The 15609-nt window shown below is 67.1% G+C and carries 16 protein-coding genes; 3 read left to right on the top strand and 13 right to left on the bottom strand.

Annotated elements, in window-relative coordinates:
* Positions 1–22: 22 nt before the first annotated feature.
* Positions 23–1012, top strand: a complete 990-nt coding sequence (locus tag HDC95_RS00370) for an NAD-dependent epimerase/dehydratase family protein (protein ID WP_259061210.1) — start codon at positions 23–25, stop codon at positions 1010–1012.
* A gap of 190 nt (positions 1013–1202) precedes the next feature.
* Here HDC95_RS00370 and HDC95_RS00365 read toward each other — a convergent pair whose 3' ends face one another.
* From HDC95_RS00365 to groES, 3 genes are all read right to left on the bottom strand, one after another.
* Positions 1203–2453: an ABC transporter substrate-binding protein gene (locus HDC95_RS00365; RefSeq protein ID WP_259061209.1), complete on the bottom strand. Its 1251-nt coding sequence runs from the start codon at positions 2451–2453 to the stop codon at positions 1203–1205.
* 153 nt (positions 2454–2606) lie between these two features.
* A complete protein-coding gene (gene rarD / locus HDC95_RS00360; RefSeq protein WP_259061208.1) occupies positions 2607–3530 on the bottom strand; it encodes an EamA family transporter RarD in 924 nt (307 codons plus the stop codon).
* Positions 3531–3669: 139 nt separating this feature from the next.
* A complete protein-coding gene (gene groES, locus HDC95_RS00355) occupies positions 3670–3966 on the bottom strand; it encodes a co-chaperone GroES (protein ID WP_033104978.1) in 297 nt (98 codons plus the stop codon).
* Positions 3967–4103: 137 nt separating this feature from the next.
* On the opposite strand from groES, the gene HDC95_RS00350 reads away from it, so the two are divergent.
* A complete protein-coding gene (locus HDC95_RS00350) occupies positions 4104–5363 on the top strand; it encodes a class I SAM-dependent methyltransferase (RefSeq protein WP_259061207.1) in 1260 nt (419 codons plus the stop codon).
* A gap of 3 nt (positions 5364–5366) precedes the next feature.
* On the opposite strand, the gene HDC95_RS00345 is transcribed toward HDC95_RS00350, so the two are convergent.
* The 8 genes from HDC95_RS00345 to HDC95_RS00310 all read right to left on the bottom strand — a co-directional run bounded on the left by HDC95_RS00345 (position 5367) and on the right by HDC95_RS00310 (position 11461).
* On the bottom strand, positions 5367–6587 hold the full coding sequence (locus HDC95_RS00345; protein WP_259061206.1) for a hypothetical protein: 1221 nt from the start codon (positions 6585–6587) through the stop codon (positions 5367–5369).
* Between the two features lie 3 nt (positions 6588–6590).
* Positions 6591–7085, bottom strand: coding sequence for a hypothetical protein (locus tag HDC95_RS00340; protein ID WP_259061205.1), 495 nt, complete (start codon positions 7083–7085; stop codon positions 6591–6593).
* Positions 7082–8158 carry a tRNA (adenosine(37)-N6)-threonylcarbamoyltransferase complex transferase subunit TsaD gene (gene tsaD, locus HDC95_RS00335; RefSeq protein WP_259061204.1) on the bottom strand — a complete coding sequence of 359 codons (1077 nt, stop codon included), beginning with the start codon at positions 8156–8158 and terminating at the stop codon, positions 7082–7084. Before tsaD ends, HDC95_RS00340 begins: the two co-directional genes overlap by 4 nt.
* Positions 8155–8649 carry a ribosomal protein S18-alanine N-acetyltransferase gene (rimI, locus tag HDC95_RS00330; protein ID WP_259061203.1) on the bottom strand — a complete coding sequence of 165 codons (495 nt, stop codon included), beginning with the start codon at positions 8647–8649 and terminating at the stop codon, positions 8155–8157. The genes tsaD and rimI overlap by 4 nt, the downstream gene beginning before the upstream one ends.
* Positions 8646–9266 (bottom strand): tRNA (adenosine(37)-N6)-threonylcarbamoyltransferase complex dimerization subunit type 1 TsaB, encoded by a 621-nt coding sequence (tsaB, locus tag HDC95_RS00325; RefSeq protein WP_259061202.1) that lies wholly within the window; start codon positions 9264–9266, stop codon positions 8646–8648. The genes rimI and tsaB overlap by 4 nt, the downstream gene beginning before the upstream one ends.
* 244 nt (positions 9267–9510) lie before the next feature.
* Positions 9511–9993 (bottom strand): tRNA (adenosine(37)-N6)-threonylcarbamoyltransferase complex ATPase subunit type 1 TsaE, encoded by a 483-nt coding sequence (tsaE, locus tag HDC95_RS00320; protein ID WP_259061201.1) that lies wholly within the window; start codon positions 9991–9993, stop codon positions 9511–9513.
* Entirely contained in the window at positions 9990–11063 is a 1074-nt protein-coding gene (alr, locus tag HDC95_RS00315; protein ID WP_259062169.1) for an alanine racemase, read from the bottom strand. Before alr ends, tsaE begins: the two co-directional genes overlap by 4 nt.
* Before the next feature lie 38 nt (positions 11064–11101).
* A complete protein-coding gene (locus HDC95_RS00310) occupies positions 11102–11461 on the bottom strand; it encodes a holo-ACP synthase (protein WP_259061200.1) in 360 nt (119 codons plus the stop codon).
* 313 nt (positions 11462–11774) lie between these two features.
* On the opposite strand from HDC95_RS00310, the gene HDC95_RS00305 reads away from it, so the two are divergent.
* Entirely contained in the window at positions 11775–12602 is an 828-nt protein-coding gene (locus tag HDC95_RS00305; protein WP_259061199.1) for an endonuclease domain-containing protein, read from the top strand.
* A 130-nt stretch (positions 12603–12732) separates the two neighbouring features.
* Here the strand turns inward: HDC95_RS00305 and glmS are convergent, their stop codons facing one another.
* Positions 12733–14574 (bottom strand): glutamine--fructose-6-phosphate transaminase (isomerizing), encoded by a 1842-nt coding sequence (glmS, locus tag HDC95_RS00300; protein ID WP_259061198.1) that lies wholly within the window; start codon positions 14572–14574, stop codon positions 12733–12735.
* Positions 14575–14629: 55 nt separating this feature from the next.
* Positions 14630–15583, bottom strand: a complete 954-nt coding sequence (coaA, locus tag HDC95_RS00295) for a type I pantothenate kinase (RefSeq protein ID WP_259061197.1) — start codon at positions 15581–15583, stop codon at positions 14630–14632.
* Positions 15584–15609: the final 26 nt, after the last annotated feature.

Here is a 15609-nt window from a genome sequence, read left to right as displayed (position 1 = left end):
CTCCTCCCCTAGGCTCGTCCTCATGACGAGCATTCTGTATCTGGGCGGCACCGGGACCATCAGCGCGGCGTGCGTACGCCGTTCGATCGAGCGCGGTCACGACGTGACCGTCGTCAACCGAGGAAGCGCACGGCGTGCGCTGCCGGATGGCGTGACCGTCATCTCTGCGGACATCCATGATGCGGCGGCGTTGACGGCGGCGCTCGGTGGACGCGAGTTCGACACCGTCGCCGACTTCCTCTCGTTCACCCCTGCCGACCTCGAGCGGAACCTGGGCGTGTTCGAGGGACATACCGGACAGTACATCTTCATCAGTTCAGCATCCGCCTATCAGAAGCCGCCGGCGCGGCTGCCGATCACCGAGCAGACGCCCTTGGAGAATCCGTTCTGGCAGTACTCGCGCGACAAGATCGCCTGCGAGGACCTGCTGTTCGGCGCACACCGCGAGCGGGGTCTGCCCGTCACAGTGGTGCGGCCGTCGCACACGTATGACGAGCAGTCGATCCCGACGCTCGGCGGCTGGACTGACATCGCCCGCATGCGCGCCGGCCGACCGGTCATCGTGCACGGCGACGGGACGAGCCTGTGGACCATCACGCACTCGGACGACTTCGCCGTCGCCTTCACCGGACTCGTGGGTCGCTCGGAGGCGATCGGAGAGGCGCACACGATCACGGGTTCGCATGCGCCCACGTGGAACCAGATCTACGGATGGCTCGCAGATGCGGCAGGGGTCTCGTCGCCCGAACTCGTGCATGTCGCATCCGACGCGATCGCCGCGCTGACGCCAGAGATCGGCCCGACGCTGCTGGGCGACAAGGCGCATTCGATCGTGTTCGACAATTCGAAGGTGCAGGCCCTGGTGCCGGAGTTCGCGACGACGATCACGTTCGATGAGGGCGCGCGCCGTATCCTCGCGCACCACGACAATCACCCGGAGGCCCAGGTCGTCGATGCCGACCGCGACGCCCAGTTCGATCGCCTCGCCGCGTACGCGGCAGCCGTCGGCTGAACGTCTCCCGTGCACGTGCCGCCCGGGGCACACTTGTCAGTCCGAATCACGGATGTCAGCCGATGTCCGGTGATTCGCACTGACAAGTGTGACTTCGACTGACAGGTGTGCCGCCCTACTCGGCGATCCCGCGACGACACACGAAGAAGGGCCTCCGGATGCTGCATCCGGAGGCCCTTCTCAATGGGTGTTACTTGATGCGTGTCTGCACGTTCTCGGCGTCGAACTCGTAGACGCCGATCGCGGCACCCGCCGGGTCGTTGTCGTCGTCGAACGTGACGTCGCCGGAGTAGCCGTCGTAGTCGGCAGTGCCTCCACCGTTGATGATCTCGGCGCACTCAGCGAAGCTGGTGCACTTCTCACCCTCACCGGAACCTCCCGAGACCTCCTGCATGGCGCCGGCGATGTCCTCACCCTCGACGGACACGGCCTGCAGCGCCGCGAGGGCGATGAGGATCGTGGCGTCGTATGCCTCGGCCGAGTAGGTCAGGGCGTCGATCGGGTCGTTGCCCTCAGCGGTCCAGACCTCGTTCAGCTGATCGATGAAGTCGTCGGGCAGCTCAGCACCCGCGCGGGTACCCTTCGAACCCTCAAGGCTCACACCGAGGTCTGGCCAGTCCTTCAGGTTTCCGTCGACCAGGTACAGTGCGCCGGTGTCGACGCCCGCGTTGCCGAGCAGCGGGGCGATCGTGGCGAACTGGTCGTACGACACGATGGCGACAGCATCCGGGTTCGAGGCAGCGATCGTCTGCACCTGGGCGTTGAACTGTCCGTCGCCCTGGTTGTACGACGCTTCGCCGACGACCTCGCCGCCGGTGCCCTCGAACGTGGCCTTGATGGCCTCGAACAGGCCCGTGCCATAGGGGTCGTTCTGGTAGATGATGCCGAGCGTCTTGTGTCCGTCTTCAGCGATCTGGTTGCCGAGCACTTCACCCTGCAGGTTGTCGCTCGGTGCGGTGCGGAAGTACAGCGGGTTGATGCCCGTGAAGTCCGCCGAGGTGTTCGACGGCGAGACGGTGAGGATGCCTGATCCGGCGTTGCCGTCGAGGATCAGCTTCGTCACGCTCGAGGACGCAGCTCCGACCATCGCGGTGATGCCGGCACTCTGCAAGTTGGTGATCGACGTCTCGTACGCCTTGTTGTCGAGGTCTCCCTCGTCAGCGGTGGTGAGCTCGACGGTGATGCCGGCGCCTGCCTCGTTGATCTCGGAGACGGCGAGCTGCACACCGGCCTCCATCGGCGCACCGAGGAAGGACAGCGAGCCCGTGGAGGGAAGCAACGAGCCCAGCTGGAGCGTCAGGTCGACCTCGGCCGGACGGTCGCCGCCGGGCTCTTCAGCCGATTCGGGCGCGGGCGTGCTGCAGCCCGTGATCACAAGCGCCGAGGCACCGACCAGCGCGATGCCGGCAAGCCACTTCGTACGCGTCTGCGTGCGGTTCATAATGCTCCTTTGCGACGACAGGCATGGCGTACATGCCTGGATGATCCCACCCTATGGCGAGCGCGCTTTTGCTGGGTATCGGTGCGCTAACGATCTTGTTTCACGTTGAATACGGCCGCCGAACGCCTTCACGCAGGGCGGAGCGGCGTCCGTTCACACGACCGGAGTCACGCGCGTCCGGCGACCGCGCCGCCCCGCGCGCAACAGGTCGATGACGAACACCGCGACCGCGATCCACACGATGATGAACCCGATCCATCGCTCGGTCGGCATCGGCTCGTGCAGCAGCAGCACGCCGGTCAGGAACTGCATGATCGGAGTGATGAACTGGATCATCCCGATCACGGTGAGGTTGATCCGACGCGCCCCTGAGGCGAACAGCAGCAACGGCACCGCGGTGGCGACGCCGGTGAACAGCATGAGCACGGTGTGCCAAGTGCCGACCGTGCCGAAGGTGATGCCGGCGGTCTGCGCGACGATGACGAGCTGCACGATGGCGATCGGCATCAGCCAGAACGATTCGAGCGTGAGCCCGCTCACGGCATCCACCGACGGCCCGATCTTCTTCTTGATCAGACCGTACGTCCCGAACGATGCCGTCAGCGAAAGCGCGATCCACGGGAACGAGCCGTACGCCACGATGATGACGACGACGGCGATGAGGGCGATGCCGATCGCCACCCATTGCAATCGTCGGATGCGCTCGCGCAGCACGAAGACGCCGAGCAGCACCGTGGTGATCGGGTTGATGAAGTAGCCCAGTGCCGTCTCCACCACGTTGCCGCTGAGCGTCCCGATCAGGAACACCTGCCAGTTGATGTAGATCAGCAGCCCGGCAAGCGCCGTCCATCCGAGCAGTCGCGGCTGCCGGATGATCGCCATGATCCGACGCCAGCCGCGCGCGACGGTGAGCAGCAGCAGGCAGAACACGAGCGAGAAGACGACTCGTGCGGCGACGACCTCCCACGGGCCGGTCGGCACGAGCAGCAGGAAGTACAGCGGCAGAAAGCCCCACAACAGGTAGGCGCCGACCGAGTAGGCGACTCCTGCGGCCTGGTTGCTGCGCTCTGGTATCACTGCACCACACTATTCCCGGCGACAGACAGCGAGGTCTACGACATGTCCAGTGGCAGGAATCGAGCGATGGCTGTCTGGCGGGGACGCGAAAGGCCCGGATGCCAAAGCATCCGGGCCTTCTACGCTGTTGTCGAGTCGCTCAGCGAACGACGACGGCGAGGACGTCGCGAGCCGAGAGCACCAGGTACTCATCGGCGCCGAACTTGATCTCGGTGCCGCCGTACTTGCTGTACAGGACGCGGTCGCCGACGGAGACGTCGAGCGGAACGCGGTTGCCGTTGTCGTCGATGCGGCCGGGGCCCACGGCCACGACCTCGCCCTCCTGGGGCTTCTCCTTGGCGGTGTCGGGGATGACCAGTCCACTAGCGGTGGTCTGCTCTGCCTCGACCTGCTGGATGACGATGCGGTCCTCGAGCGGCTTGATGGAAACCGACACGGTCTACCTCTTCTTTCTTGACGCTGACACGAAAGACTTGTTCGCACTCTCAACCCGAGAGTGCTAATCACAAGTGTAGGGCGTCGGCTGGCACTCATGCAATGCGAGTGCCAGTTTCGGCCGCGTAGGCTGAACCAGTGGAGATGTCCGAGCTGACCGCGCTGCTCACCCCCGAAGGCCTTCGGCTGCTCGATGAGGTGGGCACGATCGCATCCGCGGCGGAGGTCGCCGGCGCCGTCTCTCGACTGCGGGCGGCGGGGCACTCCCCCGATCTCGTCTCCGCTGTCGTTGGCCAGGCACACCTGCGCACGAAGGCGGCGTCGAAGTTCGGTGGCTTCGCCGAGCGGATGCTGTTCACCAGGGCCGGCGTGGAGCAGGCGACGCGCCTCGGTGTCGCCGCCCGGCACGCCGGACGCATGCGCCGCGCCGGCATCTCACGAGTTGCGGACCTCGGCTGCGGCATCGGCGGAGACTCCCTCGCTTTCGCCGGTGCGGGCCTCAGCGTGGTGGCAGTGGATGCCGACGAGGTCACCGCCGCGATCGCCGCGTACAACCTGGCCCCGTTCGGTGCGGATGCTGTGGTGCAGCACGGCACGGCCGAGGACTTCGTGAGCGCCAACTTCGGAGAAGTGCACAATCTTCGGTCGAATTCGGCAGATTCCTCCGAAGATGCTGCACTTCTCCGAGATACGCGTATGGCCGTGTGGCTCGACCCCGCGCGCCGCACCTCGGGTCACAGTGAGACGCGGCGGGTCGCGGCATCCGACTACTCCCCTTCACTCGATTGGGCCTTCGAACTCGCAACTCGGAAGCCGACCGGCATCAAGCTCGGACCAGGGCATGATCGCGACAGCCTGCCTGCAGATGCCGAAGCGCAGTGGGTCAGCGCCGACGGCAGCGTCGTCGAGCTCGTGCTGTGGTCGGGCGCGCTGGCGCGCGAGGGTGTGCGCCGTGCGGCGCTGGTCATCCGCGGCGAGGAGTCGCACGAACTCACCGCTGGGGCGGATGCCGTGGATGCAGACGTCCGCGAACTCGGAGCCTTCCTGCACGAGCCCGATGGGGCGGTGATCCGCGCGCGCCTGATCGGCGATGTGGCACGGAGCATCGATGCCGGCATGCTGGATGAGAAGATCGCCTATCTCACGGGCGACGCCGCGTTGACGACTCCGTTCGTGCAGTCGTTCCGGGTGCGCGAGGTGATGGCAGCGAACCCCAAGGCGATCAACCAGGTGCTGCGCAGTAACGACATCGGCACGGTCGAGATCAAGAAGCGCGGCATGGACATCGACCCAGCCGCGTTCCGGAAGAAGCTGAACCTCAAGGGCTCGCAGACTGCGACGCTGGTCCTCACCCGTGTCGGCTACCGGCGGATCGCGATCCTCGCCGATCGCGTCTGAGCTTCAGCCGCCGGTCTCGTCCGTCGTGCCGGTCTCACCGTCGGTCACGAGGTCATCGAACGTCGGATCGTCGAACGTGAACTCGATGGGGTCGCCGGTCTCGGCGTCAACCGAGACCTCCGACGCGGGCAACAGTGAGATGACGATCGACGGCATCATCTGCTCGGTGTATCGCAGCGTCACGGACACACCGCTCGGGGTGTCGTCGTCCCAACTCAGCATCGACATGCCGACCCCTGTCGTCTGTGCCGTCTCCATGGACCCGCAGGCAGACGGCGCGTCAAGTCCTGCCCCATAGAAGAAACAAGCCTCCTGACCCTGAACCCTCGTGCCGATCCAGATCTGAGTGTCTCCGTCATACGCGACGAGCATCGGCGACCATTCGTCCAACCCCTGGTCGATCAGTCTCTCTGCTGTCGCGCGCTGCTCCGGATCCGTGAAGTGGTCGAGGTAGCCCTGTCCGGACGACATCACCCAGCCACCCTGAATCATCACGATCGGCTCATCACCCTGTACGAAGGCCAGCGACGCGCTGATCATCTGCGTGGCGTTCTCGGGCGAATCCGACGGGGCGTCGCGCGAGAGCATCCCATGGAGTCCGGTGTCGATGACGGAATCCGTCGGCGCGCAGGATGCCGCGTCGTGTTCGCCATCTTCGATGATCATGCAGGTGATCTCGCCCTCGTTGCGTGTGCCCATCCATACGAGCACCTCATCGTCCTGCGCCATCGGGATGATCGACCCCGGGTCGAACTTCGACTCTTCTGCGAGTTGCTCTCCGCGAATCTGCTGTTCGGCGGTGACCGGGATCGCCGGCCCCGGGTCGCGGCCGAACACAATCCACCCGATCCCGACACCCACGACGAGAGCTGCGGATACCGCCACGATGAGCGCCCAGCGGGGGTGGGATGCTGATCCAACTGACGCGCCGGCGGCTTCGACAGGCTCAGCGGCCGGCGATTCCGCTGCCTCTGCACCCAGCCCGACCTCTGAGCCCAGCCCGACCCCTGAGCCTGTCGAAGGATCCGCGGCTCCAGCTTCGACCGCTTCGACCGCTTCGACCGCTTCGACAGGCTCAGCGATCGGAGATGCCGGGGAGTTTCGCGATCGGGTCGGTTCCAACTCCTGCAGTCGCGCCGCTTCGGCTGCAGACAGTTCGCCGTCGCGCCCATAGGCCTTGCCCTGCAGCTCCCGCAGCTCTGCGGACTCGTCTGCGGACAGCATCCGCTACGCCAGGTTCTCGAACTGCATGCCCGCCCAGATCAGCCAGCCCAGGCTGTAGACCGTGGCGGCGATTCCGAGGATCAGCGCCCACAGGGCGATCTCGCGGTTCTCGACGGGGCGGCGCAGCGACATGATCGCGGCGACGATCGCGACGACCGCGAGGGGAATCCCCCAGCCGACGAACCACGATGCGCACAGCGCCACGATCGCGGCGAGGAGCGCCCACGGTGCGAGGCGGGTGTTGTCCTCGGCTGCGGGGTCGTCGTTGGGAGCCCACTGCACTGCCGGCATCCCGGCGGTGTCCGCTGGTCCCCTCGCGACGACCGGCTCGACGCCGACCGGGCCCGTGGGCATCTTCGTGTAGCTGTCTCGCGGTGCGCCGGGCATGCGGGCTGCGCCGGCGGGGCGCTCGACCTCGTTCGACGGTTGCTCCATCTTCGGCCTGGCGGCGGCATCTCCCTGGTCGCCGGGCACGCCCATGGCGTTCTGGTCGCTCATGCGGCATCCTCCGCCTGTGACTCGGCGATCTGGATCTCGGTGACGGGCAACGTGGAGTCGGCGCCGAAGGCGAGCGTCGAGGGGCGGCGACCGGAGCTGATCAGCTCTGCCGCGAGCGCAGCGATCATCGCACCGTTGTCCGTGCACAGCGACAGCGGCGGAATCCGCACGGTCACCCCGGCGGCCTCGGCCCGCGCGATCGCGACATCGCGCAGTCGCCTGTTCGCGATGACCCCGCCACCGAGCAGTAACCGAGGCACGCCGAGGTCGGCGCATGCGGCGAGCGCCTTGGTGACGAGCACATCGACCACGGCTTCGCGGAAGCTCGCGGCGACATCGGCCACCGGCACCTCTTCGCCCGAGGCCTCGCACCGCTCGACCCAACGGGCGACGGCGGTCTTGAGGCCCGAGAACGAGAAGTCGTACCGGTGCTTCGCCATGTCGGATGCTCGAGACAGCCCCCGCGGGAAGCGGATCGCATTCGGGTCGCCGTCGACGGCCGCGCGGTCGATCTCGGGTCCACCGGGATACGGCAGTGAGAGCAGACGGGCGACCTTGTCGAAGGCCTCCCCCGCCGCGTCATCCATGGTCTCGCCGAGAAGTTCGACGTCGGTGGTGAGGTCTCGCACGTGCAGCAGAGACGTGTGGCCACCGGAGACGAGCAGCGCGATCGTCGGATATTCGAGCGGATCGGAGTCCGGTGTGACGATGTCGGCGGCGATGTGCCCGACGAGATGGTTCACGGCGTACAGAGGTTTGCCGAGCGAGACCGCAAGGCCCTTGGCCGCGCCGACGCCGACCATGAGCGCACCGGCGAGGCCGGGGCCGCTGGTCACGGCGATGGCGTCGAGGTCTTCCAGCTGCACGTGCGCCTCGGCGAGCGCGGTCTCGATCGACGGCTGCAGGGCTTCGAGGTGCGCACGGGCGGCGACTTCGGGAATGACGCCGCCGTAGCGAGCGTGCTCGTCCATGCTGGACGCGATCGTGTTCGACAGCAGCGTGCGGCCGCGGACGATGCCGATGCCCGTCTCATCGCAGCTCGTCTCGATGCCGAGGACCAGAGGTTCGCTCATGCTGTGGTCTCCTTCGAGGCGGCATCCGGAGTCGCGGCCGCCCTCCGCCGCAGATCGAGCTTCATCACGATCGCATCGACGCCGTCGGGCTGGTAGTAGCGTGGGCGGCGCGCGACCTCCTCGAACCCCTCAGAGATGTACAGGCCCTCCGCACCGGGGTTGTCGGCGCGCACCTCGAGGAACACCTCGCGGGCGCCGCGGGCGGATGCTTCGGCGAGCAGAACCCGCAGCATCGCACGTCCTCTCCCCTCGCCACGACGCGCGGCGACCAGCGCGATCGTCTGGATGTCGGCATCCGTGTTTCCACGGATCGACCGGAGTCCGGCATAGCCGATGACGTTGCCGTCCTCCTCGTCGACGAGGTAGTGGCTGTACTCGGCCCGGAGCTCAGCGGCCATCGACTCGGCGCTCCACGCGTCGGTCGGGAACGAGGCGTTCTCGATCGCCATGATCGCGTCGAGGTCGGCAGGGGTCGCGGTGCGGATGGTCACAGTCCCACCCGCTTCGGTGCGCCGGGCATCGTGACGTCGGGCTGGCGCAGGTAGAGGGGCTCGGCGCCTGCGAGTTCGCGGCCCGCGTGAGCGGCGCGGATCCCGACCCGTCCGAGCGCGGCGGCGTCGACAGAGGTCACCTCACGCGCATCGAGACCGTCGAGATACGCCTCGGCGCCGGTGCGCGGCACGAGGACCGTTTCGGACTTCAGGTGCGGGATGCCGTCGGCATCGAGTCCCCGGAACACGCTGATCGCGACCTCGCGGCGACGAGCATCCGTGACGATCGCGAACGTGCCGATCTGGGGGTTGTCCTCGAGGATGCTGAGGGCCGCGCCGAAGTGGCTGGGAACGGCGACCACTCCGATGCCGCGGCCGAGCGCGAACGCGCGAGCGGTGGCGATGCCGATCCGCAGGCCGGTGAACGGGCCGGGGCCCATGCCCGCGACGACGCGGGTGATCTCATCACCTGCCTGTGCGAGAGCCTGCTGGAGCAGGGTGCCGATGACCTCGGCATGCCCGAGCGCGTCGGGGCTGGATGCGTCGGCGCGACGTCGGCCATCGGCATCGACGATCGCGACGGCCGTGCCCAGGGAGGTGTCGACAGCGAGAATCACCTCTCCAGGGTAGTCGTGCTTGCTCGCAGATCGCTCAGGGAGGTCCTGCTCCCGCTCGCGAGCGCCACCGGCCGCACACTTGTCAGTGAGTCGGCACACCTGTCGGCTCGAACCGCCCTGTTTCCACTGACAAGTGTGATCTGGGCTGACATCTGTATCGGCATCCGCCGCGCGCCCGGGCATCCGATGGGCGCGGGCGGGATCCGGCCACGACTCGTGCCCGCGTCATCCGGGCCACATCGCCTCAGCGCTCGACGCGCTCGATGATCACAGTGCGGGGAGCATCAGCATCCAGGTCCTCATCGGCCACGTCATCCCCCGCCGCCCCGACGGGGCGCTCGAGCTCGATGTCCCACCAGCCATCCGCGATCGATGAGGCCATGTCGCGCCCCCACTCGACCACGACGACCGAGCGGGCGAAGTCGATGTCGAGATCGTCGAGCTCTGCGGCGGATCCCAGCCGATACGCGTCCACGTGCACGAGCGGCGCGCGGCCGACGAGCGACGGATGCGTGCGCGCGATCACGAACGTCGGGCTCTGCACCGGACCGCGCACACCCAGCCCCTCCGCGAGGCCGCGGGTGAACGTCGTCTTGCCTGCACCGAGCGGACCGGTCAGCACCAGCAGGTCGCCGGGCTCCAGCTGCTCGCCGATGACGAGCCCGAGGTGCTCCATGTCGTCCGACGTCGCGATCTCGCGGCGTCCGAGGAAGGCGGGGTCGATCATGCGCTCCGCCGGGGCACTCGATTTCCGATGCGGGTGACGATGTCGTAGTTGATCGTGCTCGCGGCGTTCGCCCATTCCGTCGCCGACGGCGCGCCGAGTGTGGGATCGCCGAACACCACGACCTCGTCGCCGACCGCGACATGCGAGTCGCCGACATCGACGACGAACTGATCCATCGCGACGCGTCCGGCGACCGTGAACCTGCGCCCGTTGATCGTGACAGGCCCGCGACCGGATGCTTGCCGCGGGATGCCGTCGGCGTAGCCGAGCGGAATCAGAGCGAGGGTCGTGTCGTGGTTCGCGCGGTGGTCGTAGCCGTATGAGACCCCGGCACCGGCGGGCACGCGACGCACGGCGGCGACGGATGCGCGCAGGGTCATCGCCGGGCGCAGGCCGAGGTCGGCGGACGAGCGGTCATCGAACGGTGAGAGCCCATAGATGCCGATGCCGATGCGCACGGCATCCAGGCGCGTCTCTGGGTGATCGATCGCGGCCGCCGTGGCGGCGATGTGCCGGATCTCGGGCCGGACACCGGCGGATGCTGCTGCAGCGGTGCCCGCTTCGAACCGTGCGAGCGCCTCGAGGTCGTCGGCGCGCGACGCGTTGGAGAGGTGGCTGAACAGGGCGATGACGTGGATGCGCCCGATCCTCTCCAGCCGCGCGGCCTCGGCGAGGACACGGCCCCAGTCGCTGGGGGCGACGCCGTTGCGGGAGAGTCCGGTGTCGAGCTTCAGGTGCACGCCGACGGGTCCGTTCGTCCCTGCCGCAGCCCCCGCCGCCTCCAGCTGCTCGAAAGACGAGATGCCGACCTCGATGCGGTTCGCGACGGCGAGCTCGAAGCCCTGGCCCGGCTCGTGCAGCCACGCGACGATCGGTGCGTTGATGCCCTGCCTGCGCAGGTCGACGGCTTCGGCGATCTCGGCGACGCCGAGCCTGGTGGCCCCGCCTGAGAGCGCGGCGACGGCTGCGGGGGCTGCGCCGTGTCCGTATGCGTTGGCCTTGACGACGGCGATGACGTCGACGCCGGTGAGGCGGCGGAGGTGCCTGGTGTTGTCGGCGATCGCATCCATCTCGATGGTGGCCTCGCGGAACGGGACGTTCGCGGTGTTCACAGCGGCGCTCCTTCGGCGACGACGAAAGCAGTGGCGAAGCCGGCGTCGTGCGACATGGTCAGGTGCAGGCTGGTGATCCCCCGCTGTTCGACGGCATCCGCTGTCGAACCGGACAGTCGAAAATAGGGTTTGCCGGATTCTTCCGACCCGATCTCCATCTCGGTCCAGTGCACGCCGTCAGAGCCACCGAGCGCCTTGATCAGCGCCTCTTTGGCCGCGTAGCGCGCAGCGAGTGACGGCAGTCGCAGCCCGCGCTCGGTCGGGGCGAAGAGCCGCTCCATGAGCCGCGGCGTTCGGGACATGGTGCGCTCGAATCGCGGTATGTCGACGAGGTCGATGCCGGTCCCGATGATCACCGCTCCAGCCTACTCGGAGGGTCGGGCGGCCGAAGTCGGTACACCAGTCGGCCGACAGAACCTGGACCCCCGGTGCACCTGCACTGGTATGGCTGTCAGCCGGCGCAACCCGCGCGCCGGGTACACCTGTCAGCCCGAAGCACAGATGTCAATCGCAATGCCATGGTTCCGGCTGACATGTGTGCCTGGAGCTGACAGGTGTGCCAAGGGCCGATCGCCGACTCCTCCTCCACAATTCTCGATTCATCGATCCCATCCACAATCGCGGCAGATCAGGCATAGGCGAAAGCGGCTTGTGGTGCACGCTCGGATCATGCTCCAGCCGGCTCAGATTCTCCCCACGTTCGACGGCATCGCGCACGGCACGCAGTTGCAGACGTTCGGATGCTCCCGCAAGCAGCTTGCTGCCGCCGCCCGCACCGGTGCCATCCGCCGGATTCGCACCGGTGTGTACGCACTGCCGCACACTTCCCCAGCGATCGTGACCGCCGCAGAGCACGGCGGTGCCCTCACCTGCGCCGCAGCGCTGCGCGCACACGGGGTATGGGTGCTCCCGGAACCAGACGGCGAGATCCATGTGTGGATGGGTAGCGCCGGGCGAAAGCACCACCAACGCTGCGTGTGCGTGGCTCACTACAGTCCTGGCAAGCTCGTGCTCGGCACCGCTCCGGTCACGCAGGCTCTCATCCACCTCTATCGATGCGCCGGACACGAGGCGTTCTTCGCGGCGTACGAGTCCGCCTGGAACCAGCGGCTGATCGGAGCGGGCGATCGCGCCCGCATCAGGCAGGAGCTTCCCCCGTCCGCAGCATGGTTACTGGACCTTGCCCGCGGCGATGCCGAGAGCGGTCTGGAGTCACTGCTCCGACTGCGTCTGCATGTGCTCGGGATCCGTCTCGACTGTCAAGTGGAGATCGACGGCGTCGGCAGAGTGGACTTCGTCATCGGCGGCCGAGTGATCCTCGAAGCCGACGGCAAACTGAACCACGAATACAGTAGGCGTCACAAAGACCTGATTCGGGATGCCGAGGCATCCACCCGCGGATATGAGACGCTGCGTTTCGACTACGCGATGATCGTGCACGACTGGGATCGCGTCGTCTCAGCGATCATCGCCGCTCTCGCCCGAAGCCGGGCCTGATTCCGGGTACACATGTCAGCCGAAGACACAGATGTCAGCCGAAACGCCGGAGTTTCGACTGACATCTGTGAACTGGGCTGACAAGTGTGTCCGACACCGGGCGGGCGGGCGGCCCGGCCGCGCGCGCGGCCTACTCGACCGTGACGGACTTCGCGAGGTTGCGCGGCTGGTCCACGTCCAGGCCCTTGGCGGTGGCCAGGGCCATCGCGAAGATCTGCAGCGGCACGACGGCGAGCACCGGCTCGAACATGGGGCCGGCGAGCGGGATGTGGATGACCTCGTCCGCGAACGGGAGCACCGCGGCATCCCCCTCTTCGGCGATGACGATGACGCGGGCGCCGCGGGCGCGGATCTCCTGGATGTTCGAGACGACCTTGGAGTGGATCAGCGCGGAGTGGCGCGGCGACGGCACGATGACGAACACGGGCTGGCCGGGCTCGATGAGCGCGATCGGTCCGTGCTTGAGCTCACCGGCGGCGAAGCCCTCGGCGTGGATGTACGAGATCTCCTTGAGCTTGAGCGCACCCTCGAGGGCGATCGGGTATCCGACGTGGCGGCCCAGGAACAGCACGGACCGGGTGTCGGCCATCCAGCGTGCGAGCTGCGAGACGTGCTCGTTCTCCTTCTCCAGCACGCTGGCGATCTTGGCGGGCAGATCCGCGAGCTCCGACACGGCTTCGGTGTCAGTGAGCGTCTGGCGCACGCGCCCCATGTGCAGACCGAGCAGCAGCAGCGCGGCGATCTGCGCCGAGAACGCCTTGGTCGATGCCACGGCGACCTCGGGCCCCGCGTGGGTGTAGACCACGGCATCCGACTCACGAGGAATCGTCGCGCCCTGAGTGTTGCAGATCGACAGGGTGCGCGCACCGCGCTCGCGGGCGTACTTGACGGCCATGAGCGTATCCATGGTCTCGCCGGACTGGCTGATCGAGATCACGAGCGTGTCGTCGCCGATCACCGGGTCGCGGTAGCGGAATTCGTGCGCGAGCTCGACGTCTGTCGCGACGCGGGCCCACTGCTCGATCGCGTACTTTCCGACGAGGGCTGCATAGGATGCCGTGCCGCAGGCCGTGATGATCACACGGTTGATGCCGATGAAGAGCTCGTCGAGTCCATCGAGTTCAGGAATGACGACCTGACCGTCGTGCACGCGGCCCAGGATCGTGTTCGCGACGGCCTCTGGCTGCTCGGACACTTCCTTGGCCATGAACGAAGACCATCCGCCCTTCTCGGCGGCTGCGGCATCCCACGACACGTCGAACGGCTCGGCCTCGACCGGGTTGCCATCGAAGTCGGTCACGCCGACCTCGGAAGGCGTGATCGAGACGATCTGGTCCTGGCCGATGGCGAGCGCCTTGCGGGTGTGCTCAACGAACGCGGCGACGTCGGATCCGAGGAAGTTCTCGCCCTCACCGAGGCCGATCACGAGCGGGGAATTGCGTCGGGCTCCGACGACGAGACCGGGGTGGTCCTCATGCATCGCGAGCAGCGTGAACGCGCCCTCGAGGCGGTTCACGACGTTCTGGAACGCATCCTGCAGGTTGCCGCTCTTGGCGTACTCGCGGCCGAGGAATGCTGCGGCGACCTCGGTGTCGGTCTCGCTGCGGAACGTGACGCCGTCGGCGAGCAGTTCTTCGCGGAGCGCCGAGAAGTTCTCGATGATGCCGTTGTGGATGACGGCGAGCTTGTCGTCATCGGCGAGGTGGGGGTGCGCGTTGACGTCGGTCGGTCCGCCGTGAGTCGCCCACCGGGTGTGGCCGATACCGGTCGTGCCGTCACCGAGAGGGGAGTCGGCGAGCGAGTCGCGCAGCATGCTGAGCTTGCCCGCCTTCTTGCGCATCCCGAGGTCGCCGTTGCCGTCGATGACAGCGACGCCGGCAGAGTCATAGCCACGGTATTCCAGACGGGCGAGGCCGGCGAGAAGGATGTCCTGGCTGGGGCGAGGGCCCACATATCCGACGATTCCACACATGGTCACAAGAATAAGCGCCAATGTTTGCGAGGGTGCCGAACGAACCCTCCCCTGCTCAGAGCTTGCGCAGCAGCACGCTCTCGACGTCGTGGTCGGCGCCCTTGTTCAGCACGAGGCTCGCGCGGTGCCTGGTGGGCATCACATTCTCGATGAGGTTGGGCATGTTGATGTCACGCCAGTACCCGAGAGCGGTCGTCACTGCTTCTGAATCGGTGAGGTGCGCGAACACGTTGAAGTACGAAGACGGGTTGCTGAACGCACCCTTGCGCAGGGCGAGGAACCGGTCGACGTACCACTTCTCGATGTGCGAGCTGTCGGCGTCGACGAAGATCGAGAAGTCGAACAGGTCACTGACGGCGACGTCGTTCGGAGCGGGCGGCGGCTGCAGCACGTTGAGGCCTTCGACGATCACGACGTCCGGTCGACGCACCACGACGTGGGCGTCGGGGACGATGTCGTACCGCATGTGCGAGTAGAACGGCGCGCGCACCTCTGGCGCTCCCGACTTCACTTCCGTGAGGAACGACAGCAGCGCCCTGCGGTCATAGGACTCCGGGAAGCCCTTGCGCTCCATGAGTCCGCGACGCTCGAGCTCGGCGTTCGAATACAGGAATCCGTCCGTGGTGACGAGTTCGACCCGCGGAGTGCCAGGCCAGCGGCTCATCAGCTCGCGCAGCAATCGGGCGATGGTCGATTTGCCGACGGCGACCGATCCCGCGACGCCGACGACGAACGGCGTGGTGGTGTCGCTCTCCTGCAGGAACGAGCTGGTCGCCGCCCCGAGCTGCTTGGTCGACGTCGCATACAGACTGAGCAGGCGGCTCAGCGGCAGATAGACCTCGCGCACCTCATCCAGGCTCAGCCGGTCCCCCAGCCCGCGGAGCTCGACGACCTCGGTCTCGCTCAGCGGCTGATCCAGCCCGGCCGCCAATCGCGCCCATTCTGCGCGTCCGATCTCTCGATACGGCGACAGGGGCAGCGTGGGGTCGACGGTGGTCACGGCACCCATCGTATCGGCGTGGATGCGCGTAGTCT

Source organism: Microbacterium sp. AK031, assembly GCF_024807145.1.
GTDB lineage: Bacteria > Actinomycetota > Actinomycetes > Actinomycetales > Microbacteriaceae > Microbacterium.
This window is presented reverse-complemented; position numbering and strand designations above follow the sequence as displayed.

Excerpts from the sequence above, each read along its gene's own strand:
- glmS (WP_259061198.1), bottom strand. The coding sequence starts at position 14,574 with ATGTGTGGAATCGTCGGATATGTGGGCCCTCGCCCCAGCCAGGACATC.
- HDC95_RS00370 (WP_259061210.1), top strand. The coding sequence starts at position 23 with ATGACGAGCATTCTGTATCTGGGCGGCACCGGGACCATCAGCGCGGCG.
- alr (WP_259062169.1), bottom strand. The coding sequence starts at position 11,063 with ATGGATGCGATCGCCGACAACACCAGGCACCTCCGCCGCCTCACCGGC.
- coaA (WP_259061197.1), bottom strand. The coding sequence starts at position 15,583 with ATGGGTGCCGTGACCACCGTCGACCCCACGCTGCCCCTGTCGCCGTAT.
- HDC95_RS00345 (WP_259061206.1), bottom strand. The coding sequence starts at position 6,587 with ATGCTGTCCGCAGACGAGTCCGCAGAGCTGCGGGAGCTGCAGGGCAAG.
- tsaD (WP_259061204.1), bottom strand. The coding sequence starts at position 8,158 with ATGAGCGAACCTCTGGTCCTCGGCATCGAGACGAGCTGCGATGAGACG.
- HDC95_RS00305 (WP_259061199.1), top strand. The coding sequence starts at position 11,775 with ATGCTCCAGCCGGCTCAGATTCTCCCCACGTTCGACGGCATCGCGCAC.
- HDC95_RS00340 (WP_259061205.1), bottom strand. The coding sequence starts at position 7,085 with ATGAGCGACCAGAACGCCATGGGCGTGCCCGGCGACCAGGGAGATGCC.
- HDC95_RS00365 (WP_259061209.1), bottom strand. The coding sequence starts at position 2,453 with ATGAACCGCACGCAGACGCGTACGAAGTGGCTTGCCGGCATCGCGCTG.
- tsaE (WP_259061201.1), bottom strand. The coding sequence starts at position 9,993 with ATGATCGACCCCGCCTTCCTCGGACGCCGCGAGATCGCGACGTCGGAC.